Source organism: Sphingomonas sp. Leaf20, from assembly GCF_001421535.1.
Classification (GTDB): Bacteria; Pseudomonadota; Alphaproteobacteria; order Sphingomonadales; family Sphingomonadaceae; genus Sphingomonas.
Genome location: NZ_LMKN01000008.1, coordinates 722018 through 748567, shown reverse-complemented (window position 1 = coordinate 748567; position 26550 = coordinate 722018). Strand labels below are relative to the sequence as shown.

The window sequence follows — 26550 nt, the reverse complement described above, 5'->3', positions numbered from 1 at the left end:
ATGGCGCCCCCCCTCCCCGCTACCAAGGCCGCGGACGATGCGGTGAACTCGGGCGGCCCCGCGCTGTCACGCGCCGCGTCTGCGCTCATCATCGTCGCGGTGCTCGGCGTGAGCGCGGCGATCGGGCGGCGTAACGCGCCCGATCCGTCGCACCCCGCGACCCGGCGCTGGTACCAGCGGCTCGACAAGCCGTCCTTCACGCCGCCCGATGCGGTCTTCGGTGCGGTCTGGCCCGTGCTCGAGACCGGGCTCGCGGTGGGCGGCTATCGCCTGCTCCGTCAGCCCGCCAGCACGACGCGTACGGGCGCTGTCGGACTCTGGCTGCTCAACACCGCGATGGTCGGCGGCTGGACCGAGGTCTTCTTCCGCAAGCATGCGCTGCGATCGAGCGCCGCCGTCGCCGGCGCGATGGTCGCGACCGGCGGCGCTTACGTTGCGACCGCGGCGAAGGTCGACCGCCCGGCGGCACTGCTCGGCGTGCCGTTTGTCGGCTGGCTGGGCTTTGCGACGCTGCTTGCCGCGCGGATCAGCGCGACCAATACGGATCGCGCCCGATGACCCGCCTGACCGTCTGGCATGACGGCGACTGTCCGTTATGCCGACGGGAAATTGCGATCATGCGGCGCCTCGATCGGCGCGGTGCGATCGAATTCATCGATGCGACCAGCCCCGACGCGACGTGTCCGATCGACCGGCGCGCGCTCTTGGCGCGGTTTCATGCCCGCGAGGACGGCACACTGCTATCGGGCGCCGCCGCGTTCGCCGCGATGTGGCGCGCGATCCCGGTGCTGCGGCCGCTCGGCAAACTCGCACGTAACCCGCTGGCGCTGCGGCTTATGGAACGCGCATATCTCGGCTTCCTCGTCGTCCGCCCCCGTCTGCAACGGCTGCTCGGGGGGCGGGACGCCGTCTGACGCTAGAGGCCGGCACCGCGACGCGCGACGAGCCCGATCGCCGCCCAATCGACGTCGGGACCGTCCTGCGCGATTGCCGTGCGGAGGTGATCGCGAACCACGCCGAGGACGGGCATCGGCGTGCGAAGCGTCCCTGCGGCGGCATCGACGAGGTTCATGTCCTTGAGCCCCAGCGGCGCGGCAAAGCCTGCCGGCGTAAAGCGGTCCTCGACGAGGATCTCGCCATAGGTCTTGTAGACCGGCGCCCCGAACAGCGTCCCCGTCAGCACTTCGAGCAGCATCGCGCGATCGACACCGCCCTTCTCTGCCAGCGTCATCGCCTCGGCCATCGATTCGATCGCCGCCATGATCATGAAATTGCCGCTGAGCTTGACGAGATTTGCCGCCGACGGTGTATCGCCAACGCGAAACACGCGCTGGCCGATTGCCGCAAACAGCTTTTCGCACCGGTCGATGCGGTCATCCGCCCCCGCCGCAACGATGAACAACGCCCCCGCCGCAGCGGCCGGCGGCCGTCCGAACACCGGCGCCGATACGAATCCCCCATCATTCCCCTGATCCGCCGTCAGCCGCTCGGCGAGCGCGACGCTGATCGTGCTGTGCGACACATGCAAGGCGGGGCAGCCGCGGATGCCTCGCTCGCCGTATACGACCGTCTCCAGCGCGGCATCGTCCGCGAGCATCGTCATCACCACCTCGCCTTGCGCCGCGTCAGCCGGCGTCGCCGCCAGCGTCGCGCCGCGTGCCAGCAGCGGGTCGGCCTTTGCCGCCGACCGGTTCCACACGGTGACGTCATGTCCCGCGTCGATCAGGTTGGTCGCCATTGCGATCCCCATCTGGCCCAAGCCGATGAATCCGATCTTCATATGCCGTAATCCTTGTCTCACCACGATGGCGGCGGCCGCCACCTGTCCGTGCCAAAGCGACCAAGCGCTGCTCGCGTTCCGTCGCGGCCAGCACGGGGCCGCCGCCCCTCGCGCCAGCGCGTCCGGCAAACCCCGTGCGATCACTGGACGTTTTCCGCGCCGGGCCTATATACCAAGCGGTATGAATAGGATTTGCGCATTCACCGCCCCGAAGGGCCGCCCTCGGGAGTTCGATCTCGATCAGGCGCTTGCGGCGGCTTTGCGCGTGTTCTGGCGGAATGGCTATGAAGCGGCATCGATGGCCGAGCTGACCGCCGAGATGAAGATCACCAAGCCAAGCCTGTATGCCGCGTTCGGTAACAAGGAAGCGCTGTTTCACAAGGCGCTCGACCTCTACGAGCGTGAGAAACTGGCCTATATGACGTCCGCGCTCGATGCGCCCAGCGCGCGCGCGGTGGCCGAACGGTTGCTGATGGGCGCGTTGCAGATGCAGACGAGCAGCTGTGATCCCAAGGGCTGTCTCGGCGTCATCAGTTCGGTCGCATGCGGCGCCGAGGCCGAACCGATCAAGACCGAGGTCGTCAAGCGGCGCGCATCCTCCGAGGCCGCGCTCATCCGCCGTTTCGACCAGGCCAAGGCTGCAGGCGAGTTTCCCCCCGGGCTCGAGTCGCCCGCGTTGGCGCGGTACCTGTTCGCGATCATGCAGGGGCTGGCGATCCAGGGAGGTTCGGGCGCGACGTGCGACGAACTCAAGCAACTCGTCGCGACGAGCATGATGGTCTGGCCGACGCGCTGAGACCGGTCGGCATCCGGCGGCGACAGCGACGCGGTATGCGACCCGCTTAAATTACCGGCCAGTACAGAATGTGATTGACGCCTCTCCGCCCGCTTAATATACCGACTGGTATTGAAGCTTCGACCGGGTCCGGTTGACGTCTTCTGGGTCAGCTTCGGCGGCCCGACGGGAATTGGCACTACACGCCTCGATACAGACGAGCCTGCGATTGGACGCGTGCGTCACGCTTGCCGGCAGTGTCGATGCGCGATCACGGGACAAGGGGATTCAGCATGGCATATCTCGACCTCGACAACATGTTTGCCGCGCCCTCAGGGTGCCGCGCAGCCTCCGCCACCGTCACGCCGACGGGGTTCTCCGCGATCGAATGGAGCGTCATCGCGATGGCGAAGCGCGACACGTTGCGAAGCCTGACGACCCCCGGCCGTGTTTCGCGCGCGATGGGCAGCCTGTTTGGTCTGGGCGCTGCGTCGCGCCTCGCTGACCCGCGTCTCGAAGCGCTCCGCCGTCTTGCGGTCTATGCCTGGCGCCGCGGCTTCGCGCTGCCGACGGGCGAGATCGCCCGGTTCCTCGACGCGGGCTATACCGAAGCGCAGATCGAGACACTCGTCATCAGCGTCACGGGCATGCGCGTCGGTTCGCAGTCAGCACGCGCGGCGGCTTGACGCCAAATCCTGTTCTGACTGCCGTCAGTCGATCGGCCGACCCGAACGGACCGGGCGCAACGCGACGAAGGCGAGTGCCAAGATCGGCAACGCGGCAATACATCCAATGATCGTCAGCATTACATTGCTCGCAGTCATACAGCCTCTCCATTATTTTTTGAGAAGCTAGACCGAGATCGCGACGCCATGCAAGCGCGTTGCGTGATCCGCAAAAATCGCCGCGAGCGCGCGACACCGTCGCCCGGAGGCGGCTAGATCCCGTCGGGTGCGACCACCCGCCCCGCGGCCTCGAGATCGCGGACGAGATCGGCGATGCACCGGTCGACGAGGTCCGTGTCGGCGCTGCGCACCACGAAATTGGCGCCCGTCCGCCCGTCGCGGAAGAAGGGATAGCTGCCGATCGCAACGCCTTCATGCGCCTTTTCCGCATCGCGCAGCAGGTCGGCCACCTCGCTCTCGGCGACCCAGCAGCCGATCGTCCTCGACACCACGGGGCGACCGCCCTCGAGCGTCCCCGTCAGCGCATCGAGCATGCCCGCGGTGATATGCGGGACACCCGCCATGATGAAGATGTTGCCGATCCGGATGCCCGGCGCGCCCGATACCTTGTTGTCGATCAGTTCGGCCCCCGCCGGCGTCCGCGCCATCCGCGCGCGCGCTTCGCTCAGCCCGCCGCGGGTCGCGTAATAGCGCTCGAGAATGGCCATCGCGCGGGGATGATGCTCGACCGCGACACCCAGCGCCTCGGCAATCGCGTCGACGGTGATGTCGTCATGCGTCGGCCCGATCCCGCCGGTCGTGAACAGATAATCGTTGCGCGCGCGCAGCGTGTTGACCGCCTCGACGATCGCCTCCGTCCTGTCCGCGACCACGCGCACTTCCGCCAGACGGATGCCCTGCACGTTGAGCCACGCCGCGATCTGCGCGACGTTCTTGTCCTGCGTCCGACCCGACAGGATTTCGTCGCCGATGATCGTCAGCGCGGCCGTCCAGATGCGTTCCTGTCCCATGGCCTTTGCATAGCCTCGCAAAAGCTCCGCCGCCACGCTATATCCTTCACCATGACCGAATATGTAACCGTCACGTCCGACGCTCCCGAGGCACGCACCGGCGCCATCAAGCTTCATGGTCCCGCCGCGTTCGAGGGCATGATGAAGGCCGGCCGGCTCGCTGCCGAGACGCTCGACATGATCGTGCCGCACATGGTGCCAGGCGTCACCACGGCCGAGATCGACCGGCTGATCTACGACTTCGTGACCGCTGCGGGCGCCGTGCCTGCGACGCTCGGCTATCGCGGCTACACCCACAGCGTCTGCATTTCGATCAACCATGTCGTCTGCCACGGCATTCCAAGCGAGAAGACGCTGAAATCGGGCGATATCGTCAACGTCGACGTCACCCCGCTGCTCGACGGCTGGCATGGCGACACGAGCCGGATGTACCTGATCGGCGACGTGCCGATCAAGGCGAAGCGGCTGGTCGAGGTCACGTATGAGTGCCTGATGCTGGGTATCGAGCAGGCGAAGCCCGGCAACCGCATGGGTGACGTCGCCAACGCGATCCAGCGTCATGCCGAAAAGCACCGCTACGGCGTGGTCCGCGATTTCTGCGGCCACGGCGTCGGCCGGCTGTTCCACGACGCGCCCGAGGTCGTCCATGTCGGCAAGCCCGGCACCGGCCCCGAACTGCGCCCGGGGATGATCTTCACGATCGAACCGATGATCAACATCGGCCGCCCCGACGTGAAGCTGCTCGACGACGGCTGGACGGCCGTGACGCGCGACCGCTCTCTGTCCGCGCAGTTCGAACATTCGATCGGGATCACCGAGACCGGCTGTGAGATTTTCACTCTCAGCCCCAAGGGCTACACGCAGCCGCCCTACGTCTGATCGCTTGAATTTCGTATATGCACCGACGACGCGACGATCGTCGGTGCATGACGAGGGTCGGGATTGGGGGTCATGCAGTGGTCCCCGCCCGACGCAATTCGAGCGGCAAGAATAGGTTCGGTTCTACCCTGCCATCATTTGCCCACCGGCGGCCGGTAGACGATGAAGCGCTGACCATTCCAGACCGCCATCGCGCTGGATACGCCGTTGCCATATTGCAGCACGTCGCCGGCGTCGCAGGCGTATCGAGACAGGGACGCGAAATCACATGCGGCGCGGCGATCGACACGGTTGACCTTGTTGAACTTGAAATCGTTGCCGACCTCGACCTTCATTTCGACCATAACCACGTCGGACATGAAGGATCGGTACATCATCACCTTGTGAAGATTACCATCCTTGGAAATGGCGACGCGATCCATTCGCCCATCCCTGTCAAAATCACCGGTGATTACTGCGCCCGGTCCGGCCGCTGCTAGCATCATGGCAAGTAACATTGTGCTCTCCCCCCTTTGATGGGAGGAGAATGGCACATTTACGATAGTTGTCCAGCCGCGCCGGCCCGGGTCTGCAGGAAAAGGGCATCCGTGCTGGAAACTACCAGGGCGGGCGGCTATGGCCTCCCCCCATGACCGAGATCACGCCCCAGATCGTCGCCGACCACGGCCTGTCCCCCGAAGAATATGAGCGCGTCCTGCACGCGATCGGCCGCGAGCCCAATCTCGTCGAGCTCGGCATCTTCTCGGTGATGTGGTCCGAGCATTGCAGCTACAAGTCGAGCAAGATCCACCTGATGAAGCTGCCCACCAAGGGCGAGCGCGTGATCTGCGGGCCCGGCGAGAATGCCGGCGTCGTCGATATCGGCGACAACCAGGCGGCGATCTTCAAGATGGAGAGCCACAACCACCCCTCCTATATCGAGCCGTACCAAGGCGCAGCGACCGGCGTCGGCGGCATCCTGCGCGACGTCTTCACGATGGGCGCGCGGCCGATCGCCAATTTGAACGCGCTGCGCTTCGGCCGGCCCGATCACCCCAAGATGCGCCACCTGATCTCTGGCGTCGTTCACGGCATCGGCGGTTACGGCAATTGCGTCGGCGTGCCGACCGTCGGCGGCGAGGTGAACTTCCACAGCGCGTATGACGGCAACATCCTGGTCAACGCGATGACCGTCGGGATCGCCGATCAGGACAAGATCTTCTATTCGGCCGCCAGCGGCATCGGCAATCCGATCGTCTATGTCGGTTCCAAGACCGGTCGCGACGGCATCCACGGCGCGACGATGGCGAGCGCGGACTTCGGCGAGGATTCGGATGCCAAGCGCCCGACCGTCCAGGTCGGCGATCCCTTCACCGAAAAGCTGCTGATCGAGGCCTGTCTCGAATTGATGGCGACCGATGTCATCGTCGCGATCCAGGACATGGGCGCCGCCGGCCTCACCTCCTCGTCAGTCGAGATGGCGAGCAAAGGCGGCGTCGGCATCGAACTCGTCATGGACGACGTGCCGCAGCGCGAAACGGGCATGACGCCGTACGAGATGATGCTGAGCGAGAGCCAGGAGCGCATGCTCATGGTCCTCAAGCCCGGCCGCGAGGCCGAGGCCGAGGCGATCTTCAAGAAGTGGGAGCTCGATTTCGCGGTGATCGGCCGCGTGACCGACACCGGCCGCATGGTGCTGACGTTCAAGGGCGAGACGGTCTGCGACATCCCGCTCGGGCCGCTCGCCGACGAGGCGCCGCTCTACGATCGCCCGCACGTGCCGACCCCCAAGCCCGCGCCGCTCGCGAACGCGCCGCACAGCAACGACATCGCCGCCGATCTGGTGACGCTGATGGGCTCGCCCGACATCGCCTCGCGCCGCTGGATCTGGGAGCAATATGACCACATGGTCGGCGCCGACACCGTCCAGCGCCCCGGTGGCGACGCCGCGGTCGTCCGCGTCCACGGCACGCAGAAGGCGCTGGCGATGACCACCGACTGCACGCCGCGCTATTGCTTCGCCGACCCCGTCGAGGGCGGCAAGCAGGCAGTCGCCGAAGCGTGGCGCAACCTGACCGCGGTCGGCGCGCTGCCGCTCGCGGTCACCAACTGCCTCAACTTCGCCAACCCGCAGCGGCCCGAGATCATGGGCCAGATCGTCGGCTGCCTCGAAGGGATGAGCGACGCGTGCATCGCGCTCGACTTCCCGATCGTTTCGGGCAACGTCTCGCTCTACAATGAATCGAAGGCGACTGGCGGCGGCTCGGCAATCCTGCCGACGCCCGCGATCGGCGCGATCGGCCTGCTCGCCGACTGGCAGAAGAATGCGACGATCGCGTTCAAGGGCTCGGGCGACATCATTCTCGCGGTCGGCACGCGCGGCGGGCATCTCGGTCAGTCGCTGTGGCTGCGCGAATGCCATGGTCGCGAACAGCGCGACGCCGGCCCACCGCCGCCCGTCGATCTCGCCGCCGAACGCCGCGTCGGCGACCTGATCCGCGAGGCGATCGCGCTCGGCCAACTGACCGCGGTCCACGACGTCTCGGACGGCGGCATCGCGGTGACGCTCGCCGAGATGGCGCTTGCGGGCGGCATCGGCGCGATGATCGACCGCAAGCAGCCGTTCGACTGCGCGCGCGCGTTCTTCGCCGAGGACCAGGGCGTCTACATCGTCACGGTCGAGGATCACGCGTTGCTCGACTTCCTCGGCGCGGCGCATGCTGCCGACGTCGAAGCCGAGCCACTCGGCCGCACGGGCGGCAAGCGCCTGATCTTCGAGCGCCCCGACCGCGACGACGTCATCACGCTGGATACGCTTCGAACTGCACACGAAGGCTTCTTCCCCAAGCTCATGGGGACGGACGCGGCGCTGCCCTGAGTCGACCGATCCGGCGTGGCAGTGCCCCCACGCCGGACACCAGGCTTGTTGCGAATAGAACGCAAAAGCGCTTGCGACTGGTTCGCATTATCGCTAGATCATGCGCCTCATAGAGGAGCATTCATGGTCGTCTGCGTTTGCAATGCCATACGAGAATCCGACGTCCGCAGCTGCGCGCGGGGCGGATGCACCACGCCTTGCCAGGCGTTCCGGTCACTCGGCCGTCGGCCGAAATGTGGGCAATGCACGTCGGTCGCGCGCGCGATCATCGAAGACGAACGCGCTGCTGCATAGCGTTTGCATCTAATAACTCTCGGAAATCGGCCAGTATCCGGGCTTGCCGTCTGGTCTGTCACCCCGCTACATGATCGCCAGAGGTGACGGAGATATGGCCATGCGCGGCGACCCCCAAGTAATCGACCTGCTCAACGAGGCGCTCAAGAACGAGCTGACCGCGGTGAACCAATATTGGCTCCACTACCGGATGCTCGAACATTGGGGGGTCTACAAGCTCGCTCAATATGAGCGCATGGAATCGATCGACGAGATGAAGCATGCCGACTGGCTGTCGGAGCGCATCCTGTTTCTCGATGGCCTTCCCAACTTCCAGCTGCTCGGCCGCCTGCGGATCGGCGAGACGGTCGAGGAGGTGCTGAAGTCGGACCTCGCGCTCGAGGTCGAGGCCACGGTCCAGCTGAAGGGCGCCATCGCCTATTGCGAGAGCGTGAAGGATTATATCAGCCGCGACCTGTTCGCGCGGATCCTCGCAAGCGAGGAAGAGCATGTCGACACGCTCGAACGCCAGTTCGAGATGATCGCCCGGATGGGCATCCACAACTACATCCAGCTCAACTCGATTTCCGAGCACGACTCGCCCAAAGCCGGCGCGGCGCCTTATCTGAAGGCGTGAGCGACGCGGTATCCGCTGATCACGATCGCGAGTGATCGGGTTCAGCGGGCCGCGCGTCCTACAAGAATGATCGCGGCCTGACGGCGCGTTTATTCGGTGCCGAAACCGGTGGGTACGGCACGACGCCCGAAGCCACCGCCGACCGGACGGCGCGCGACCACCGGATTGGCTTCCCGCTCGAGCAACGTCAGTGTTTCGCCGAACAGCGGGCGCAGCCGTGCGACATGCTCGAGCGCGGCCTCGGGCGTATCATGCACTTCGATACAGTCCCGCGCGATCGTCTCGATCGTTTCGGCGAGATCGGCGAGCGGCTCGGCGCCGAACTGGCGCGCCTCCCCCTTCAGCGTATGCGCGGGAATGATCAGCGCCGCCGCACTGCCCGCGCGCATCGCCGCCTCGATCGCCGCGACGGACTTGACGCCATCCTCACGGAAATAACCGAGGATGCGGATGAACCCGCCCCCCAATTCGCTGCGGGCCTGCTGAAAGGCAGGCCAGTTGACCAGAGTGCTTCCCTCGAACGACACCGACACCTTCTCCCGTTCGGCTGGACTGCCATGAAGGACGTTCGCGACCTTATGGCGATTGTGTAAAGACAGTGTTGCCGACCGGCCGTCGTGTCACGACAAAAGTTGGCGCAACTGCATCCGTATTGATCGACATATCGGCGCCGGCCGCCGCGGCGACCAGCTTCAATTCGGCAGGCGCCTGCGGATCGTCGGCAAGGATCGTCACCGCGTCCGCGCCCTGGCGCAGGGCCTTGGCAAGCCGGACGGCGGGCCAGGGGCAGCGCAGTCCCCTGGCATCGATATGCATCATCCGCCGCCCCGCTTACTTGTCCTCGTCGTACGGGTTCTTCGGCGCGCGGAACATCAGCCGCACGGGCACCGCGCCGAATCCCAGATCCTTGCGCATCGAGTTCACCAGATAGCGCTCATAGCTCGCGGGCAGCTGATCGACACGCGTGCCGAAGATGACGAAGCTTGGCGGACGCGACTTCACCTGCGTGACGTAGCGCATCTTGATCCGCTTGCCGCCCGGTGCGGGGGGCGGCGTCGCCTCGATCGCGCGTTCGAACCAGCGGTTGAGCTCGCCCGTACCGACGCGCTTCGACCAGGCCTCGCGCGTGTCGAAGCACGCCTGAAGAAGCTGGTCGATGCCCTTGCCGGTCGCGCCCGACACGGTCATCACGGTCACGCCCTTGACCTGGCTCAGCCCGTCCTCGAGCGCGCGCTTGACGCCGTTGAACAGCGACGACGGGCTTTCCGCGACATCCCATTTGTTGAGCGCGATCACGAGCGCGCGCCCCTCCTGCAGGACCTTGTCGGCAATGCGCAGATCCTGCGCCTCGAGGCCCAGCGTGGCATCAAGCAACAAGACCACCACCTCGGCGAAGTCGACCGCGTGGAGCGCGTCTTCGACCGACATCTTCTCGAGCTTGTCCTGCACCTTGGCGCGCTTGCGCATGCCCGCCGTGTCGATCAGGCGAACCTTGCGCGCTTCGCCGCCGGTCGGATGCCAGTCATAGTCGACGCTGATCGAGTCGCGCGTGATCCCCGCTTCGGGCCCCGTGATCATCCGGTCCTCGCCGAGGATACGGTTGACCAGCGTGGACTTGCCCGCGTTCGGACGCCCCACGATCGCGAGCTTGAGCGGCCCCTCATATTCGTTGTCGGGCTGTTTCTCGGGAAGCTCGTCCTTGCCCTCGAGCAGTGGCAGCAGCGCCTCGAACAGATCGCCCATCCCCTCGCCATGCTCGGCGGAGAGCTGGACGGGATCGCCGAAACCCAGCGCGAGCGACTCGAGGATACCGTCCTCGCCGGCGCGTCCCTCGGCCTTGTTCGCCGCCAAGATCACGGGAACGTCGGCGGTGCGCAGCCAGCGGGCGATCTCTTCGTCGAGCGGGACGATCCCCGCACGCGCGTCGAACAGGAACAGCGCGACATCGGCCTGATTGACCGCCGCCTCGGTCTGCTGGCGCATCCGGCCCGGCAGCGTCTGCGCGTCGTGATCCTCGTATCCGGCGGTGTCGATGATGCGGAATTCGAGCCCGATCAGCGACGCGTCGCCCTCGCGACGATCGCGCGTGACGCCGGGGCGGTCGTCGACCAGCGCAAGCTTCTTGCCGACGAGGCGGTTGAAAAGGGTCGACTTGCCGACATTGGGGCGGCCGACGATTGCGACCACGGGGAGTTTGGACATGGCCCGCCCTTAGCGTGCGAAGCGGCCGTCGTCACCTGTTACCCCTCTCCCCCGCGGGAGAGGGGCGCCGGGTTTACCGATAGGCGGTAATCTTGCCCTTCTGGTCGAGCGTGTAGAGCGTTGAATTCGCCACGATCGGCGGCAGCGTGAACGGCGTCTTGGTCTCGATCGTGTTCGCGACCTTGCCGTCGCCGGGGTTGACCGAGACGATCTCGCCGCGGGAATTGGTGAGCAGCAGCCGCTCACCCGCGAGCACGGGACCGTACCAGGTCACGGGGCCCTTCTTCTTTTTCTCGTTGTCGAAGCGCTGGAGCTGCGCGATCCAGCGCGCCTTGCCGTTCGATCGCGAAAGGCAGACCAGCCGCGCGTCGTCGGTCACGACGAACAACCATTCGCCCGCGATCCACGGCGTCGAGATGCCTGCAAAATTCTGCTCCCAGAGCCGCTGCCCGGTTGCCAGCTCGAGCGCCACCATGCGACCGCCCTGCCCGACCGCATAGACGCGCCCGCCGTCGATCACCGGCGCGGCATCGATGTCCGACAGGCTCGATACCGACGTCGTGATCGACGTGCGCGACAGCGCGTCCTGCCAGAGGATGCGGCCGTTCTCGTAGCGATACGCGCTGAGTTCGCCGCTCGAGAAGCCCGAGACGACCGTGCCCTGGCTGACCGCAGGCGCCGCGACGCCGAACACGCCCTGCGTTTCGAGCGTGCCCGACTGGACCCACTGGATCTTGCCGTCGCCCTGGTTGATCGAGAAGATCTGGTTGTCCTGCGTGAGGACATAGACCGCGCCGTTTGCAACCGTCGGCGAGCCGCGCAGCGGACCGCCCGGCTTCGCGCGCCACAGGATGGCGCCGTCCGAGGCGTTCATCGCGACGACGTCGCCGACGCCATCGGTGGCGTAGACCTTGCCGTCGTCATAGCTCGCGCCGCCGCCGAAGCGCGCGGACTGGTTGGTCTTGCCCTCGGTGATCGACACCGTCCAGAGCGCGGCCCCGGTATCCGCGGCATAGGCATGGACCATGCCGCCGACGTCCATCGCGAACAGCTTGTTCTCGCCGACGACCGGCGACGCCGCCATGCGCTCGCGGTTCGAACCACCGTTGATCGTCGCCTGCCACGCACGGTTCAGCTGCGCGCCCAGCGCCAGCTGGCCCATCGACTTGGCCGGGTTGCCGCCGGGCTGCGCCCAGGCGTCGTTGACCGCCGGCGCGGGCAGCAGGACCTGGACGTCGGCGATCGTCGCGTCCGTCTCGACGCCGTTTTCCGAGGTCAGGATCGACACGCGGTCGCCGACCGTCGGTGTCTTCTTCACGCTACCCTTGAAGATACCGCAGCCGCTCAGTGCCATGAGCGCAGCCACTGCGACCGTCACCCGATAAGACTTCGTCATTGCGCTTTGGTATCCTCGTTAGAAGCAGTCCCGGTGTTCGATGCGGTTGGCGCTGCGCCGCTGGCTTTCGACGCCGCCGTATCGACCACGGCATCGACGCCCAGTACACCGGCCATCTGAACCGCGCGTTGACGGATCGTTTCCGGCACGCCCGCGTCGCGCGCGATCTGGCCGAACATGGCCCCCGCCTGCGGACGCTGGCCCTGTCGCAGATAGGCGACCGCGACCATTTCGCCCGCGCTCCCGAACCACGGATTGCCCGTGACCGCGAGGCGACGCAGCCGCTCGACGACGACCTGCGGCTTGAGCGTGTCATACTCCGCCGACGTCTGGCGAATCAGGGCGAGATCACGGAACGGCTGGGCAACCGACGTGTCGGCAGCAATCGCCGCGAGCTTCGCCGCGCCGCCCTTCATATCCTCTTTCTGCAGCAGGATGTCGGCCTCGGTGAACCGCGCGAGCGCGCTGTATCCGGCACTGTCCGACGTCGCCAACGGGGTCAGCGTCTTGCTGGCCTCGGCGACCTTGTCGGCGGACAGCGCGTCATAGGCGATCTGGAGCTGTTCGCCCTCGACACCCGCGGTGGTCTCGCGGCGGTGCTGCCAGTACATGTACCCCGCAAGCGCGACGAGTGCCGCGACGACGGCGACGGCGACCCACTTGCCCCAGGTCGTCCAGAACCCGGCGAGCTGGTCGCGGCGCAGCTCCTCGTCGACCTCACGGAGAAAGGCTTGATCGGTTTTCGGCGGCAGGGCCAAGGGTAACTCCGGAAACTATGGAGGGAACAAAACCGGGAATGGCTGTGAAGAGGCGGGACCTTAGCGGCCACTCGGACGAAACGGAAGCCGGATCGATCCCGCCCCCGCGCCCGCGCCTCCTGCGCGTATCAGTCCTTTGGTGCGTAAGTCTGATCGGGTCCGGGAAACGCGCGCGACCGGACATCGGCGGCATAGGTCTCCGCCGCGCCCGAAATCTTCGAGGCAAGATCCTCGAACCGCTTCACGAACCGCGCGGTCCGGTCGAACAGGCCAAGCATGTCCTCGGCGACAAGGACTTGTCCGTCGCACAGGGCGGATGCACCGATTCCGATCGTCGGACAGGCGACAGTGCGGGTGATCTCGATCGCGATGGGTTCGACGACGCCCTCGATGACGAGCGCGAACGCACCCGCCTCGGCGACCGCCTGCGCATCGGCGACGATCTTCGCGGCCTCCTCGGGCGTCCGCCCGCGCGCGCCGTAGCCGCCCAGGATATTCACCGCCTGCGGCGTCAGCCCGACATGGCCCATGACCGGGATACCGCGCTCGGTCAGGAACTTGACGGTCGGCGCCATCGCCGTGCCGCCTTCGAGCTTCACCGCGGCGGCCCCCGTCTGCTTGAGCAGCCAGGCGGCGCTCTCGAACGCCTTTTCGGGCGACGCCTCATAGCTGCCGAACGGCATGTCGATCACGACCACCGCATGATAGCTGCCCCGCACCACCGCGGCACCATGCGCCGCCATCATGTCGAGCGTCACCGGCACGGTCGACGGCAGCCCGTAGATCACCTGCCCCAGGCTGTCGCCGACGAGCAGCATGTCGCAATGTGGATCGAGCAGCTGCGCATTGCGGACGGTGTACGCGGTCAGCATCACCAACGGGGTCGCCCCCTTCTGGCGGCGGATCGCCGGGATCGTCAGCCGCTTGAGCGGGGCCGGGGTCGGGTTCGCGCGACTCGTCGCGGTATCGAGGGTGTAGGTCGTTGACATGCCGCTATCCTAGCGTCCGCAACGCCGCTCGCCCAGACCACGTCCCGTTCGCGTCGCAAGCCCGCGTCAGACCGTCCAGCTGTTGCGCCGCGCGTGCGTCGCGAGCCAGATCGCCGCGAGCGCGATCAGGGCGATCACGAGCGGGACCGCCAGCGTCTCGGCCATCCCCTTTTGCGCCACGATATCGGTCGCGGTGAAGAGCCAGCCGAACTGGACGACGATGGCGAGCAGCGAGGCGATGAGAAAGGGGCGGGCCGCGGCGCGGCGCATGAACAGCAGGATCGCACCGACCAGCCCGGTCAGCACTGCCGTGGCGAACACCGGATCATACCAGCCGGGCAACGCCGCATACAGCGCCCGGTCGTAATCGGTCGCCGCGCCCATCGCGTCCGCACCCAGTCGCATTTGCTGGATACAGCTGAAGCAGCCGATCAGCGCCCACAAAACCAGCAGGACGGTAGCGATCCTGAACCACATCGGCCCCCGCCTCACGAAGATCATTCCCGTCTGCCCTGTCTGCTGCACCCGATGGCGCCCTGTTAATTCAGGTTAACAGACTGCGCCGGACTGGAGGGATAGGCAAGCGCGACGCTCAGACGATCTCGACGCCTTTCCAGAAAGCATAGCGTCCCTTGATCGGCGCGGCCTTGGCGGAGGGCTCGGGGTAATACCATGCCGCGTCGACGTTGCGCTTGCCGTCGACGACCAGCGTCTTGTAGCTCGCCACTCCCTTCCACGGGCAATTCGAATGGGTCGGGCTGTCTTCGAGCAGCGCGGCATCCACGCTGTCGGCGGGGAAATAGTGATTGCCCTCGACGACGACCGTATCGTCCGAGCTCGCGATCACCCGGCCGTTCCATTGCGCTTCTGGCATCGACTCGATCCTCAGTTGTTTCCCAGCCCCGCCGCCTCATAGCGCTCGGGCTTGAACCCGAACAGCAGCGTGTCACCCGTATCGAGCACGGGACGCTTGATCGTCGACGGCTGCGCGATCATCAGCGCGACCGCCTTATCGGTGTCGAGATCGGCCCGATCGGCCTCGGGAAGCTTGCGGAACGTCGTCGACGCGCGGTTCAGCACGGCATCGAGGCCGGCACGGTCGATCCAGTCCATGAGATGCCCGGCATCGATCCCGGCGGTCTTAAAGTCGTGGAATGCATGGGCGACACCCTGTGTATCGAGCCACGTCCGTGCCTTCCGGACCGTGTCGCACTGCTTGATTCCGAACATCGTGATCGTCAAAACACCGCTCCCTTTCGACGCCTGAAGCATCGGTGCCACCGCACCGAGCCGCCTCGCGTCATAGCGATCCGGCCCCGCCTTTCCCATCGTCAATACGCGCACTAGGGCGCAGCCTGCCCGCCAGCGCAGACACCGCCGCGGCGGGGATGGCGAGGATACACAGGATCATCACCCCGCCGATCATCAGCGCGCCGGGTTGCGCATGCACGGCCATCACCGGCAGTTGCGCGACGGTGACGACCGCCCCCGCGAGTCCCCAGCGCGATCGCAGCACAGAACCCGCGACCCCCGACAAAGCCAACGAAACGGGATACCAGAGCCGCCAATAGCCACCCGCATCCCATGGCTCCGCCACGCCGGACCACTGACTCACCAGCTGCCAGTACATCGCGCTCACGAGCAAAAGCGCGAAAAGCCGGATCGTGCGGGTCTTCATGCCCCCGCCTTCTCACGATATGCCGCGCGGCGCCAATGTGTGCACAGCGACGGCGGTGCGCCGCGGTCCTTTTTCGCACGCCGCCGTCCTTTTTCGCAAGCCGCCGCCCTTTTTCGCAAGCCGGTGGCGTGGCGCGCCGGGGGCGTTTATCGGAGGCGCATGACGCATCCATTCTACGCGATCCATAGCCACGGGCTGATCCGGGTTGCCGCAGCGACCCCGCGGGCTTCGGTGGGCGACACCGCCGCCAACGCCGCAGCGACGATCGCGCTCGCGCAGGAGGCGGATGACCGCGGCGTCGACCTCGTCGTGTTCCCCGAACTCAACCTCACTTCCTATGCGATCGACGATCTCCACCTCCAGACCGCACAGCAACGCGCGACGCTCTCGGCGATCGCTACGGTCGTTGCGGCGAGCGCAACGCTGCGGCCGGTATTGCTGGTCGGCGCGGCGCTGGTGCGCGGCGGGCGGCTCTACAATTGCGCGCTGGCGATCGCGCGCGGGCGCCTGCTCGGCGTGGTGCCGAAGTCGTTCCTGCCCAATTACCGCGAATTCTACGAAAAGCGCTGGTTCGCCAGCGGCGCGGGGCTGGCCGGCCTGACGATCGAGCTGGGCGGCGAAACCGTGCCGTTCGGGACCGACCTGATCTTCGCCGCGCGCGACCTGCCGGGCTTCGTCTTCCATGCCGAGATCTGCGAGGACTACTGGGCGCCCACCCCGCCCTCGACCATGGGCGCGCTCGCCGGCGCGCTGATCTGCTGCAACCTGTCCGCCTCGAACATCGTCATCGGCAAGGCGCGCGAGCGGGCGATGCTGGCCGCGGCACAGTCGGCGCGCGCGATATGCGCCTATGTCTATGCCGCTGCGGGACCCGGCGAGAGCACGACCGAAGTCGCGTGGGACGGCCAGGGGCTGATCCACGAGCTTGGCGAACAGCTTGCCGAGTCGAAACGGTTTGCGACCGAGCCGGAGCTTGTCGTTGCCGATGTGGATTGCGAGCGGATCACGCAGGAACGCCTGCGCTTCGGCACGTTCAACGACGCCGCGGTCCTCGCCGGCCACCCCGAAACGCGCATGCGGCGGATCGCGTTCGACCACGCGCCGGACCACGACGACACGTCGTTCACCCGCACGGTGCGCCGCTTTCCGTTCGTCCCCAACGACCCGGCGCGGCGTGACGAGGACTGTTACGAGGCGTTCAACATCCAGGTCGAGGCGCTGTCGAAACGGCTGGTGGCGGCGCATGCCGAGACGATCGTGATCGGTGTCTCGGGCGGGCTCGACTCGACGCACGCGCTGATCGTCGCGGCCAAGGCGATGGACCGGCTCGGCCGCCCGCGTACGAACATCCTCGGCTTCACGATGCCCGGTTTCGCGACCGGCGAAGGCACGAAGGCCAATGCCTGGGCGCTCATGCGCGCGCTCGGCATCACCGCGGAGGAAATCGACATCCGCCCCGCCGCGCAACGCATGCTGGAGGATATCGGCCACCCCTTCAGCGACGGCGAACCCGTCTACGACATCACCTTCGAGAATGTGCAGGCGGGGTTGCGCACCGATTACCTCTTCCGCCTGGCGAACCAGCGCCGTGGGATCGTGCTCGGCACGGGCGATCTCAGCGAGATGGCGCTCGGCTGGTGCACCTACGGCGTCGGCGACCAGATGAGTCATTATGCGGTCAACAGCGGCGTGCCCAAGACGCTGATCCAGTTCCTGATCCGCTGGTGCATCCGGACCGACCAGTATGACGCGACGACCGACGCGATCCTGTCGACGATCCTCGCGCAGGAAATCTCGCCCGAGCTCGTGCCCGCCGGTGCGGACGGCGCGTTGCAGAGCACCGAGTCGATGATCGGGCCCTATGCGCTCAACGACTTCTTCGCGCATTACGTGATCCGCCACGGCCTCGCGCCGTCGAAGATCGCGTTTCTGGCGTGGCACGCATGGCGCGACGCGTCGGTGGGCGCATGGCCCGCGGACCTCCCCGCCACGGCCCGCGTCGCATATGACCTGCCGACGATCCGGCACTGGCTCGAGAAGTTCCTGCACCGCTTCTTCACGACCAGCCAGTTCAAGCGCTCGGCCATGCCCAACGGCCCGAAGGTCTGCGCGGGCGGCGCGCTGTCGCCGCGCGGGGACTGGCGCGCCCCGTCCGACGGAAACGCCACGCTATGGATCGAAGAATTGCGGTCAGGCGTTCCAACGGGTTAACCGCGCCATCTTGCATAAGTCTCGAGCGGCGCGCATTATGAAAATCCTATGACAGTGGCTCCACCGGATGGATCGCGCGATCGCCGGATCGAGATCCCATCTAACCTTTGGCTGATTCACCCGGCAGGCCGCGCGCTTTTGCCGATTGCGCTCGCGCGTTGCGTGTCGGCCAACGCTGTGTCGATAGCCGGGCTCTGCCTTGGCGGCCTCGCGGCGTTTTCGTACATGCAGTGGGATCGACCGGCCTTTGCGCTGCTGGGTCTCGTGCTTTCGGTGGGCTGGTTGATCGCCGACGGTCTGGACGGGATGGTCGCACGCGCCACCAAGACCGCCAGCCCCCTGGGACGGATGCTCGACGGGCTTTGCGATCACGGCGTCTTCGCGCTGATCTATGTCGCACTGGCGGTGACGGTCGGCACTGCGGAAGGGTGGGTCCTCGCCTTTGCCGCCGGTGGCGCGCATGCGGTGCAGTCCAATCTGTATGAAGGCGAGCGCTCGCGGTTCCATCGCCGGATCAAGGGAGTGGCGCTTGCCGCGCCGCCCGTTCCGACGGGCAATGCGCTGGTCCGCTTCTACGATGGCGTCGCCAGCCGCATCGACCGGATCGCGATGCCGTTCGAACGCGCGCTGGGCCAGGCGGCCGATCCGGTCGAGCTCGGTCATCGCTACGCGGTCCGCGCCGTCGCGCCGTTGCGCTTCATGGCCTTGCTTACCGCGAATGTCCGGGTATGGGCGATCTTCGTCGCCTGCTTCGCCGGCAACCCACGCATCTTCTGGTGGTTCGAGATCGTCCCTCTGACGCTCGTCGCCATCGTCGGGCTCGTCTGGCACCGTCGTGTCGAACGCGCTTTCGTTCGTAATACCACAACGCCGCGACCAAAGACCGCGTCGCGCATGCATCTTTCTTAAGGAACAGGGTCAATAATGAATAGCATTCGGATCGCCGTGGTCGGCATCGGCAACTGCGCGAGCTCGCTCGTGCAGGGTCTCGAGCATTATCGCGAGGGGGCCAACGACCAGGTCGGCCTGATGCATTTCGACATGGGCGGCTACAAGCCGAGCGACATCAAGGTCGTCGCGGCCTGGGACGTCGATCGTCGCAAGGTCGGCAAGGACGTCGCCGAGGCGATCTTCGCCAAGCCCAATTGCACCGCAGTGTTCGCCCCCAATGTCGGCAACACCGGCACCATCGTGAAGATGGGCAAGACGCTGGACGGCGTCGCCGACCACATGGCCGACTTCAAGGACGACCGCACGTTCCTCCTCGCCGACGCCGCAGAGCCGACGCGTGAGCAGGTCATAGCGGATCTGAAGGCGTCGGGCGCCGACGTTCTGATGAACTACCTGCCCGTCGGTTCGCAGGAAGCGACCGAATTCTATGCCGAGTGCGCGATCGAGGCGGGCGTTGCGTTCGTCAACAACATCCCCGTCTTCATCGCCTCGAACCCCGTCTGGGCGAAGAAGTTCGAGGACGCCGGCGTCGCGATCATCGGCGACGACATCAAGGCACAGCTCGGCGCGACGATCGTCCACCGCGTGCTCACCGACCTGTTCGCCAAGCGCGGCGTGAAGCTGGATCGCACCTACCAGCTCAACACCGGCGGCAACACCGACTTCCTCAACATGTCGAACCATCGCCGTCTCGAGTCGAAGAAGATCTCGAAGACCGAAGCCGTCCAGTCGGTCGCGGCCGAGCGCATGGACGACGACAATGTCCATATCGGCCCGTCGGACTATGTCCCCTGGCAGAACGACAACAAGGTCTGCTTCCTGCGCATGGAAGGCCAGTTGTTCGGCGGCGTGCCGATGAACCTCGAGCTGCGTCTCTCGGTCGAGGACAGCCCCAACTCGGCGGGTGTCGCGATCGACATGATCCGCTGCGCCAAGATCGCCAAGGACCGCGGCATCGCCGGCGTGATCGATCCCGCCTCGGCCTATTTCTGCAAGCACCCGCGCACGCAGATGACCGACGATCTCGCGCAGATCGAAGTCGAGCGGTTCATCAAGGCCGCCTGACATGATCGAGACGGCTGTCATCCTCGCCGCCGGGGAAGGCAGCCGCCTTCGTTCCTCCGCCCCGTACAAGCCGCTCTGCGCGGTTGCGGGGCGGCCGCTGATCGCGCACGCGCTTGAAGGGCTGGCTGCTGCCGGCATCAAGCGCGCATTCGTGACGGTCAGCTATGGCCGCGACGCGATCGAGGCGTATCTTGCCAGCCATAGCTGGCCGCTGATCGTCGAAACGATCGCCGCCGACCATCGCCAGCCCAACGGCGTCTCCGTCCTGGCTGCCGGGACCGCGCTGCAGGGCGAGGAGGCCGTGCTCGCGATGTGCGACCACCTCGTCGTCCCGACTCTCTATGCGCGGATGGCGAAGGCGGGCGCGGGGGACGGGCTGCGGCTCGGTATCGACCGCCGGCTTGGCCATCCCTGGGTCGATCCCGAAGACGTCACCTGCGTCGCGACCAATGGCAGCATGATCACTGCGATCGGCAAGGGCCTCGAACCGCACGATGCCTATGACACGGGTGTGTTCGCAATCGGGCCTGCGCTGATCGCCGCGCTGGCGACGCTCGAGGCGCCGTCGCTGACCGAGGGTGTCCGTATCCTCGCCGCCCGCGGCACCGCGCGGATCGTCGATTGCAGCGACCTCGACTGGATCGACGTCGACGACGGGCCGGCGCTGGCCAAGGCCGAACAGTGGATGACCCAGGCGGCCTGAACCACCCGGAGCACGACTTCCCTCACCCCAGCGGCGCGTCAATCGACTGTGGTGGCGTGCTGAACCAGCGTGGGCCGGCATCGGTCATGTGGAAACAGTCCTCGATCCGGATCCCGTAGCGGCCGGGGTTGTAGATCCCCGGCTCGTCGCTGAAGCACATGCCCGCCGCGAGCCGCGTCGTCTCGCCGCGGACGAGGTTGACCGGCTCGTGCCCATCCATGCCGATCCCGTGGCCCGTCCGGTGCGACAGGCCCGGCAATGCATAGCCGGGGCCATAGCCCAGCGTCTCGTAATGGCGGCGGACCGCATCGTCGACGCTCCCCGCGGTGGCCCCGATCCGCGCCGCTGCAAAGGCGACCTGCTGGCCGCGTGCGACCTGATCCCAGGTCTTGCGCTGGTCGGCCGAGGCGGCGCCGTGGACCCAGCTGCGCGAGATGTCGGACTGATAGCCCTGCACCGTGCAGCCGCAGTCCATCAGCACGACCTGTCCGTCCGCGACGCGGTGAACCTCCCGGCTGCCATGGGGATAGGCCGACGCCTCGCCGATCAGCGCGAGTGCGAATTCGGGCGCCCCGCCCAGTTTCCGCGTCGCCGCGGTCATCAGCGCGCCGATCTCGGCACCGGTCATGCCCGTCTCGACTCGCGGTTTGGTCCAGTGATAGGCGGCGAGCGTCACGTCGGTCGCGATCTGCATGAGCGCGATCTCGGCGGGCGTCTTGATCATCCGACAGCCACGGACGACCGGATTGGCGGAGACGATCGTCACCCCCGGCAGCGCGCGCGTCAGCCCGTCCGCGGCGAAGAAGCGGACCGTCTCCTCAACCGCGACCGGTCGCCCTGCCAGCTTGCGATCGCGCAGCACGCCCGCGACCACTGCCAGCGGGTTCTGGTCCTCCTGCCACACCCTAACCTCCGCGGGCACCGCGAGCGTCTCGCGCACCGACGGTTCCTCGAAGAACGGCGTGACGATGCACGGTTCGCCCTCGACCGGCAGGATCGCCGCGGTCAGCCGTTCGCTGCGACCCCAGCGTACGCCGGTGAAATAGATCATCGACGATCCCGGCTCGAGCAGCACCGCGCCGATCCCCGCCGCCTTCATCATTGCCTGCGCGCGCGTCAGCCGGGCCGCGCGTTCGGCGGCATCGATCGGCCTGGCCGCGCCGGTGATATCGGACAGCGCCGACAGGTCGGGCTCGGCCGCGCGCAGGACCGCGCCGAACGACAGCAGCGGGAGCGCGGCCGCGGCACCGAGCAGGTGACGACGGGTGGGGAAATTGGACGGGATCGACATCGCCGGACGATAGGGTCCTTGACCCGGGCGCCGCAATCCCCTTCCCTCGCCGGCGAGTTTCGGGAGCGATTAATGGCCAAGCGGCTTACCTATTACATATTGTTCGGGCTGGTCGCGGGCATGGCCGTCGGCTGGATCCTGAACGCGTCGATCGACGACGGCACCGCGCAGTCCGCGGCGCAACTGAAGGACATTGCGGGCTATTTCTCGATCGTGACGTCGCTGTTCCTGCGACTGATCAAGATGATCATTGCCCCGCTGGTCTTCTCGACGCTCGTCGTCGGCATCGCGCATATGGGCGATACCGGCGCGCTTGGCCGCGTGGGCCTGCGCAGTCTCGGCTGGTTCATCTGCGCAAGCCTGTTGTCGCTGACGCTCGGCATGATCCTCGTGAACGTGCTCCAGCCGGGCGTCGGGCTCGCGCTTGCGATCCCGCCCGCGACCGCCTCCAGCGGGGTCGATGCCGCGGCGTTCGATCTGGCGAAGTTCATCTCGCACATCGTCCCCGACTCGATGATCGCCGCGATGGCGAGCAACGAGATCCTTCAGATCGTCGTGTTCTCGGTGTTTGTCGGCGTGGCGATCACCGCGGTCGGCGAGAAGGCTGCCCCGCTCGTCAAGGCGATCGAGGCGCTCGTCGCGGTCATGCTGCAGATCACCAATTACGTGATGCGGTTCGCACCGTTCGCGGTCTTCGCCGCCGTCACCGCGACGCTTGCCGAACGGGGCCCGAGCATCCTCGGCGATCTCGGCTATTTCATGCTGACCTTCTATCTCGGGCTCGCGCTGCTCTGGGTGATGCTGATCGGGATCGCCTTCGTGCTGATCGGCCCGCGCACGCGGCTGTTGGTGCGCTATATCCGCGATCCGCTGATCCTCGCCTTCTCCGCGGCGTCGTCGGAGGCGGCGTATCCGCGTACGCTCGAGGCCCTCGACCGGTTCGGCGTGCCGCCGCGGATCGCGAGCTTCGTGCTGCCGCTCGGCTATTCGTTCAACCTCGACGGGTCGATGATGTACATGACGTTCGCGTCGCTGTTCATCGCGCAGGCGTACGGCATCGACATGCCGATCGGGCAGCAGATCGCGATGCTGCTCGTGCTGATGGTGACGTCGAAGGGGATTGCCGGCGTGCCGCGCGCGTCGCTCGTGGTCATCGCCGGCACGCTGTCGATGTTCAAGATCCCCGAGGCGGGCATCCTGCTGATCCTTGCGGTCGACCATTTCCTCGACATGGGCCGCTCGGCGACGAACGTCATCGGCAATGCGGTCGCAGCGACGGTGGTCGCGAAATGGGAGGGCGGGCTCGACGAGCGCGAACCCGCCGACCGCGATCCGCCCGCCGCACCGACCGGCCACGGGCCGAAGGTGAATATCGACAGCTACGACAAGATCGGACCGGGACAGGCCTGACTCTGGCGGGGCCGTGCGTCAGGCGTAGGCGTACGGCCCACCCTTGGCGAGCGCCGCCTGATACGCCGGCCGCGCATGGATCTTGCTCAGCCACGCCATCGTCGCGGGCCGCGTCTCGTTCAGACCGCCCCGGCTCCGCGCGGCCTCGAGCGGAAAGCTCATCATGATGTCCGCGGCGGTCATCTGGTCCCCCGCGAACCACGGCCGCTGCGACAGTTCGGACTCGACGTAATCGAGATGCACGTCGATCATCGGCTGGATCTTCTTCACCGCGATCTTCCCCATGACCGGGATCCGCGCGAGCACCAGCTTCAACAGCAGCGGCGGCATCATCGAGCCTTCCGCATAATGGAGGAAGAAGCGATAGCGCAGCGCCGCGGCGCGCTTCGACGGCGCGCCGAGCCGACCGTCCGCCTTGTCGACCAGATATTCGACGATCGCCCCCGTCTCGGCGATCACCAGCCCGCCATCGGCGTCACGGTCGTCGATCACGGGGGACTTGCCGAGCGGATGCACCGCCTTCAACTCCGGCGGCGCCAGCATCGTCTCCTTGTTCCGCTCATACCGCTTGATGTCATAGGGAAGACCAAGCTCCTCGAGCATCCAGAGAATACGTTGCGAGCGGGAGTTTTCGAGATGGTGAACGATGATCATGACGTCGTGCTTTCACAAGGGGCGACGGGCTTGTGTGCCGTCCATATCCAGGCCGCCGCAGGAAATTCCACCACGTCGCCAACACGGTAACGCTCGCAGGCCGTGACAAGATGCGCGATCCTCGCGGCGCGCTCGTCGTCGGGCGCATCGCGGATCCACGATGCGGCGGGACCGATACGGCGAAAATACGCCACCGCGTCCGCAACCGGATCGGCGCCCTCGCCCGCACGATAGGCGAACTCGACATAGTGCGGCGATGTCGTCTGCCAGCCCGCACGCGTCAGTATGGCATCGACGTGATCCGGATCGGCGAACGCGAACGGTCCGGGCGCAGTCGATACGGGCGCCCCGGATGCCCCGTCGTCGTCGCCGCCCGTCGCGGTCGTCTCCGTCGCCCAGCGATTTGCGGCGCGGTCGGCGAAGCACGAGAAGATCAGGGTCGCCCCCGGCGCTGCCGCGCGCGCGAGCGCTGCAAAACTGGCGACCGGATCGGCGAAGAACATGACACCGTGGCGCGACATATAGAGGTCAACCGGCGCCCAGTCGTCGATTGCCGCAGCGACGTCGCCGCAGGTGAATACAAGCCGGCCGGAGTCGTCGTCCGCGGGCACGCGCGACCGGGCAATCTCTATCAGCCGCGACGACAGGTCTATGCCCACGATACGCGCGCGCGGGACCGCGGTGCGGATCGCGCGCGCGATCGCGAGCGACGTCCCGCCCGCGCCGCACCCGATATCGACGATCGTTCGGGTGTCTGTTCCCGTCGCGACGACGACGGCAGCGTCGAGATGCCGCGACAGGCCGGCAAAGCTCCGGTCGGTGCGCACCCACTCGCTTGCCCAGATATCGCCTACGCGGTTGGTCCAGTCATACGCCTCGGTCATGCCCCGTCATAGACCGCGCGGCATGCCAAGACGAGGCGATACGTCATCGTCGATCGTGGCGGATCGATCGGCCGATACGCAGTGCCAGCGCCAGACGCGTTATCGATCCGCGTAACGGGCGCCGGGACGCTCGAGACGGCGCGGCGCATCAATCGTGGCGCAGTCACGGTGCTGGCCATTTCTCACGCAAAAAGGCCCGCCATTGCCGACGGGCCTTTCCAAATCCGGTCAGTCCGATACCGGCGATCAGACGTCGTCGTCGGCTTCGGGTCCTGCCATCATCTCTTCCGCGACCTTCTCCGTGCGTGCACGGATCGCCTTCTCGAGACGATCCGCGGTCTCGGGATTGTCCTTGAGGAACGTCTTCGAGTTTTCGCGACCTTGGCCGAGACGGACGCTGTCGTAGCTGAACCAGGCACCCGATTTCTCGACGAGACCGGCCTTCACGCCGAGATCGAGGATTTCGCCGAGCTTCGAGACGCCCTGCCCGTACATGATGTCGAATTCGACCTGCTTGAACGGCGGCGCGACCTTGTTCTTGACGACCTTCACGCGGGTCTGGTTGCCCGTGACTTCCTCGCCGGTCTTGATCGCCCCCGTGCGACGAATGTCGAGCCGCACCGACGCATAGAATTTCAGCGCGTTGCCGCCCGTCGTCGTTTCGGGGTTCCCGTACATCACGCCGATCTTCATGCGCAGCTGGTTGATGAAGATGACCATGCAGCGCGAACGGCTGATCGACCCCGTCAGCTTGCGCAGCGACTGCGACATCAGACGCGCCTGGAGGCCGACATGGCTATCGCCCATCTCGCCCTCGATTTCCGCGCGCGGCACGAGTGCTGCGACCGAGTCGACGACGAGCACGTCGATCGCGTTCGAGCGCACCAGCGTGTCGACGATCTCGAGCGCCTGCTCGCCGGTGTCGGGCTGCGACACGATCAGTTCATCGATGTTGACGCCCAGCTTCTTGGCATAGACCGGATCGAGCGCATGCTCGGCGTCGACGAATGCTGCCGTCCCGCCCGTCTTCTGCGCTTCGGCGATCACGTGCAGTGCAAGCGTCGTCTTGCCCGAGCTTTCCGGGCCGTAGATCTCGATCACGCGCCCGCGCGGCAGGCCACCGACGCCGAGCGCGATGTCGAGTCCGAGCGATCCCGTCGAGATCACCTCGACCTGCATCGTTTCCTTCGAACCCAGGCGCATCGCCGAGCCCTTGCCGAACGCGCGGTCGATCTGCGCGAGAGCGGCGTCGAGCGCCTTCTGGCGGTCGTTGGTTGCGGTTGCCATGCCGGTGTTGATCACTTTCAAATTAGCGGCCATCGAAGAAGCTCCCATCGCTAAACCAAGCGCGCATGCCATTCAACGCGTCAAACGCCATGTATTCCATTTGTTCCCCAAGAACAAGAGCGGAACATGATCCATCCCGCACGTTTGGCGCTCCGAGATCGGTCGACATTCGTC

At 66.4% G+C, this 26550-nt stretch carries 30 protein-coding genes; 13 read left to right on the top strand and 17 right to left on the bottom strand.

Annotated features, from left to right (window positions below; genetic code table 11):
* Together ASE72_RS11735 and ASE72_RS11730 are read left to right on the top strand one after the other, a co-directional pair.
* Positions 1–558, top strand: coding sequence for a TspO/MBR family protein (locus tag ASE72_RS11735; RefSeq protein ID WP_082445954.1), 558 nt, complete (start codon positions 1–3; stop codon positions 556–558).
* Positions 555–914, top strand: a complete 360-nt coding sequence (locus ASE72_RS11730; RefSeq protein ID WP_056021159.1) for a thiol-disulfide oxidoreductase DCC family protein — start codon at positions 555–557, stop codon at positions 912–914. Before ASE72_RS11735 ends, ASE72_RS11730 begins: the two co-directional genes overlap by 4 nt.
* 2 nt (positions 915–916) lie before the next feature.
* On the opposite strand, the gene ASE72_RS11725 is transcribed toward ASE72_RS11730, so the two are convergent.
* Positions 917–1780 (bottom strand): NAD(P)-dependent oxidoreductase, encoded by an 864-nt coding sequence (locus ASE72_RS11725; protein WP_056021156.1) that lies wholly within the window; start codon positions 1778–1780, stop codon positions 917–919.
* A gap of 181 nt (positions 1781–1961) precedes the next feature.
* Between ASE72_RS11725 and ASE72_RS11720 the strand changes: the two genes are divergently transcribed.
* Together ASE72_RS11720 and ASE72_RS11715 are read left to right on the top strand one after the other, a co-directional pair.
* Positions 1962–2576: a TetR/AcrR family transcriptional regulator gene (locus tag ASE72_RS11720; protein WP_056021153.1), complete on the top strand. Its 615-nt coding sequence runs from the start codon at positions 1962–1964 to the stop codon at positions 2574–2576.
* Between the two features lie 272 nt (positions 2577–2848).
* Positions 2849–3241 carry a hypothetical protein gene (locus ASE72_RS11715; RefSeq protein WP_056021150.1) on the top strand — a complete coding sequence of 131 codons (393 nt, stop codon included), beginning with the start codon at positions 2849–2851 and terminating at the stop codon, positions 3239–3241.
* A 251-nt stretch (positions 3242–3492) separates the two neighbouring features.
* Here the strand turns inward: ASE72_RS11715 and ASE72_RS11710 are convergent, their stop codons facing one another.
* Entirely contained in the window at positions 3493–4251 is a 759-nt protein-coding gene (locus ASE72_RS11710) for a competence/damage-inducible protein A (RefSeq protein ID WP_056021146.1), read from the bottom strand.
* Positions 4252–4302: 51 nt separating this feature from the next.
* Here ASE72_RS11710 and map point away from each other — a divergent pair, with 51 nt between their 5' ends.
* Positions 4303–5130 carry a type I methionyl aminopeptidase gene (map, locus tag ASE72_RS11705; RefSeq protein WP_056021143.1) on the top strand — a complete coding sequence of 276 codons (828 nt, stop codon included), beginning with the start codon at positions 4303–4305 and terminating at the stop codon, positions 5128–5130.
* Between the two features lie 134 nt (positions 5131–5264).
* On the opposite strand, the gene ASE72_RS11700 is transcribed toward map, so the two are convergent.
* On the bottom strand, positions 5265–5627 hold the full coding sequence (locus ASE72_RS11700) for a hypothetical protein (RefSeq protein WP_156350402.1): 363 nt from the start codon (positions 5625–5627) through the stop codon (positions 5265–5267).
* A gap of 131 nt (positions 5628–5758) precedes the next feature.
* Here ASE72_RS11700 and purL point away from each other — a divergent pair, with 131 nt between their 5' ends.
* The 3 genes from purL (at position 5759) to bfr (ending at position 8897) form a co-directional block, all read left to right on the top strand.
* Positions 5759–7987, top strand: coding sequence for a phosphoribosylformylglycinamidine synthase subunit PurL (gene purL / locus ASE72_RS11695; protein ID WP_056021137.1), 2229 nt, complete (start codon positions 5759–5761; stop codon positions 7985–7987).
* 123 nt (positions 7988–8110) lie between these two features.
* Positions 8111–8281 (top strand): (2Fe-2S)-binding protein, encoded by a 171-nt coding sequence (locus ASE72_RS20890; RefSeq protein ID WP_082445953.1) that lies wholly within the window; start codon positions 8111–8113, stop codon positions 8279–8281.
* 100 nt (positions 8282–8381) lie between these two features.
* On the top strand, positions 8382–8897 hold the full coding sequence (bfr, locus tag ASE72_RS11690; protein WP_056022246.1) for a bacterioferritin: 516 nt from the start codon (positions 8382–8384) through the stop codon (positions 8895–8897).
* Between the two features lie 89 nt (positions 8898–8986).
* Here bfr and ASE72_RS11685 read toward each other — a convergent pair whose 3' ends face one another.
* The 10 genes from ASE72_RS11685 to ASE72_RS11640 form a co-directional block, all read right to left on the bottom strand.
* Entirely contained in the window at positions 8987–9424 is a 438-nt protein-coding gene (locus ASE72_RS11685; protein WP_082446028.1) for an Hpt domain-containing protein, read from the bottom strand.
* A 49-nt stretch (positions 9425–9473) separates the two neighbouring features.
* The gene (locus ASE72_RS19680; protein ID WP_082445952.1) at positions 9474–9716 is read right to left on the bottom strand and encodes a sulfurtransferase TusA family protein; all 243 of its coding nucleotides are present in this window, start codon (positions 9714–9716) and stop codon (positions 9474–9476) included.
* Between the two features lie 12 nt (positions 9717–9728).
* Entirely contained in the window at positions 9729–11099 is a 1371-nt protein-coding gene (der, locus tag ASE72_RS11675; RefSeq protein WP_056021134.1) for a ribosome biogenesis GTPase Der, read from the bottom strand.
* Between the two features lie 73 nt (positions 11100–11172).
* On the bottom strand, positions 11173–12495 hold the full coding sequence (locus ASE72_RS11670) for a PQQ-binding-like beta-propeller repeat protein (RefSeq protein WP_056021131.1): 1323 nt from the start codon (positions 12493–12495) through the stop codon (positions 11173–11175).
* Complete coding sequence (locus ASE72_RS11665; RefSeq protein ID WP_082445951.1) at positions 12492–13253, bottom strand: tetratricopeptide repeat protein; 762 nt, start codon at positions 13251–13253, stop codon at positions 12492–12494. The genes ASE72_RS11670 and ASE72_RS11665 overlap by 4 nt, the downstream gene beginning before the upstream one ends.
* A gap of 128 nt (positions 13254–13381) precedes the next feature.
* Positions 13382–14242 carry a 3-methyl-2-oxobutanoate hydroxymethyltransferase gene (gene panB / locus ASE72_RS11660; protein WP_056021128.1) on the bottom strand — a complete coding sequence of 287 codons (861 nt, stop codon included), beginning with the start codon at positions 14240–14242 and terminating at the stop codon, positions 13382–13384.
* A gap of 66 nt (positions 14243–14308) precedes the next feature.
* Positions 14309–14743 (bottom strand): hypothetical protein, encoded by a 435-nt coding sequence (locus ASE72_RS11655; protein WP_235532332.1) that lies wholly within the window; start codon positions 14741–14743, stop codon positions 14309–14311.
* Between the two features lie 91 nt (positions 14744–14834).
* Entirely contained in the window at positions 14835–15116 is a 282-nt protein-coding gene (locus ASE72_RS11650) for a DUF427 domain-containing protein (protein WP_056021122.1), read from the bottom strand.
* Positions 15117–15127: 11 nt separating this feature from the next.
* On the bottom strand, positions 15128–15484 hold the full coding sequence (locus ASE72_RS11645) for an arsenate reductase (protein WP_056022240.1): 357 nt from the start codon (positions 15482–15484) through the stop codon (positions 15128–15130).
* Positions 15485–15542: 58 nt separating this feature from the next.
* Positions 15543–15920 carry a hypothetical protein gene (locus ASE72_RS11640; RefSeq protein ID WP_056021118.1) on the bottom strand — a complete coding sequence of 126 codons (378 nt, stop codon included), beginning with the start codon at positions 15918–15920 and terminating at the stop codon, positions 15543–15545.
* Positions 15921–16079: 159 nt separating this feature from the next.
* Here ASE72_RS11640 and ASE72_RS11635 point away from each other — a divergent pair, with 159 nt between their 5' ends.
* The 4 genes from ASE72_RS11635 (at position 16080) to ASE72_RS11620 (ending at position 20850) form a co-directional block, all read left to right on the top strand.
* The gene (locus ASE72_RS11635; RefSeq protein WP_056021116.1) at positions 16080–18131 is read left to right on the top strand and encodes an NAD(+) synthase; all 2052 of its coding nucleotides are present in this window, start codon (positions 16080–16082) and stop codon (positions 18129–18131) included.
* A 177-nt stretch (positions 18132–18308) separates the two neighbouring features.
* Positions 18309–19040: a CDP-alcohol phosphatidyltransferase family protein gene (locus tag ASE72_RS11630; RefSeq protein WP_235532331.1), complete on the top strand. Its 732-nt coding sequence runs from the start codon at positions 18309–18311 to the stop codon at positions 19038–19040.
* Positions 19041–19055: 15 nt separating this feature from the next.
* The gene (locus ASE72_RS11625) at positions 19056–20147 is read left to right on the top strand and encodes an inositol-3-phosphate synthase (protein WP_056021109.1); all 1092 of its coding nucleotides are present in this window, start codon (positions 19056–19058) and stop codon (positions 20145–20147) included.
* A gap of 1 nt (position 20148) precedes the next feature.
* Positions 20149–20850 (top strand): NTP transferase domain-containing protein, encoded by a 702-nt coding sequence (locus ASE72_RS11620; RefSeq protein WP_056021106.1) that lies wholly within the window; start codon positions 20149–20151, stop codon positions 20848–20850.
* A 22-nt stretch (positions 20851–20872) separates the two neighbouring features.
* On the opposite strand, the gene ASE72_RS11615 is transcribed toward ASE72_RS11620, so the two are convergent.
* Positions 20873–22141, bottom strand: coding sequence for a M24 family metallopeptidase (locus tag ASE72_RS11615; protein WP_156350400.1), 1269 nt, complete (start codon positions 22139–22141; stop codon positions 20873–20875).
* Positions 22142–22213: 72 nt separating this feature from the next.
* Between ASE72_RS11615 and ASE72_RS11610 the strand changes: the two genes are divergently transcribed.
* Positions 22214–23551 carry a dicarboxylate/amino acid:cation symporter gene (locus ASE72_RS11610; protein ID WP_056021103.1) on the top strand — a complete coding sequence of 446 codons (1338 nt, stop codon included), beginning with the start codon at positions 22214–22216 and terminating at the stop codon, positions 23549–23551.
* Positions 23552–23569: 18 nt separating this feature from the next.
* Here ASE72_RS11610 and ASE72_RS11605 read toward each other — a convergent pair whose 3' ends face one another.
* The 3 genes from ASE72_RS11605 to recA all read right to left on the bottom strand — a co-directional run bounded on the left by ASE72_RS11605 (position 23570) and on the right by recA (position 26409).
* Positions 23570–24205 (bottom strand): glutathione S-transferase family protein, encoded by a 636-nt coding sequence (locus ASE72_RS11605; RefSeq protein WP_056021100.1) that lies wholly within the window; start codon positions 24203–24205, stop codon positions 23570–23572.
* Positions 24202–25089: a class I SAM-dependent methyltransferase gene (locus tag ASE72_RS11600; protein ID WP_056021097.1), complete on the bottom strand. Its 888-nt coding sequence runs from the start codon at positions 25087–25089 to the stop codon at positions 24202–24204. Before ASE72_RS11600 ends, ASE72_RS11605 begins: the two co-directional genes overlap by 4 nt.
* Before the next feature lie 246 nt (positions 25090–25335).
* Positions 25336–26409, bottom strand: coding sequence for a recombinase RecA (recA, locus tag ASE72_RS11590; RefSeq protein WP_056021090.1), 1074 nt, complete (start codon positions 26407–26409; stop codon positions 25336–25338).
* Positions 26410–26550 lie beyond the last annotated feature (141 nt).